Genomic DNA, 684 nt, shown 5'->3' on the forward strand with positions numbered 1-684 from the left:
AGCCGCCGTGCCGTGTCAGCCGTTGACGGCCTTCTCGATCGCCTGCTCGAGGCCGTCCCACTCCTGCAGCTCGACCTTCCGGCCGTCGACGAAGAACGACGGGGTGCTGCTCACCTCGAGCTTCTCGCCGTCGCTCTTGTCGGCCTGCACGCGTTCCGCGGTGGCGGGGTCGGCGATCGCGGCGTCGTAGGCAGCCATGTCGAGGCCCAGGTCCTCGGCGAAGCCACGGAACACCTCTGGTGTCTCCTCGGGCTGCTCGCCCCACTGCGCCTGGGTCTCGAACAGCCGGTGGTACATGTCCTCGAATCGATCCTGCTGCGCCGCCGCCTCGGCGGCGAGGGCGGCCTGGGTGGAGTTGATGTGCCCCGGCAGCGGGAAGTAGCGGACGATGTAGGTGATCTCGCCGTCGAACTTCTCGCGCAGCTCTTCGACGATCGGGTAGAACGCCCCGCACGCCTCGCACTCGAAGTCGAGGAATTCGACCACGGTGACGGCGCCCTCGCCGCCGTCGTCGAGCACGTGCGAGTCGGTGCGGACGGTCGGCCGCTCCTCGCCTTCGGGTGGTGCGGTGGTCGCCTTCTGGTTGAGGGCGAACACGATGCCGACGATCAGCAGCACGATGGCGACGGCGATGGCGATCAGGGTCGCTTTGACAGAGTTCTTCATGGGGTCTCCAGACACAGG

At 67.7% G+C, this 684-nt stretch carries 1 protein-coding gene; it reads right to left on the minus strand.

The features are described from left to right. Positions 1-15: 15 nt before the first annotated feature. Positions 16-666, minus strand: a complete 651-nt coding sequence (locus tag ACNPM4_RS20895) for a DsbA family protein (RefSeq protein ID WP_448987043.1) — start codon at positions 664-666, stop codon at positions 16-18. Between the last annotated feature and the right edge of the window lie 18 nt (positions 667-684).

The sequence above is a fragment of the Microbacterium umsixpiens genome (assembly GCF_053543675.1).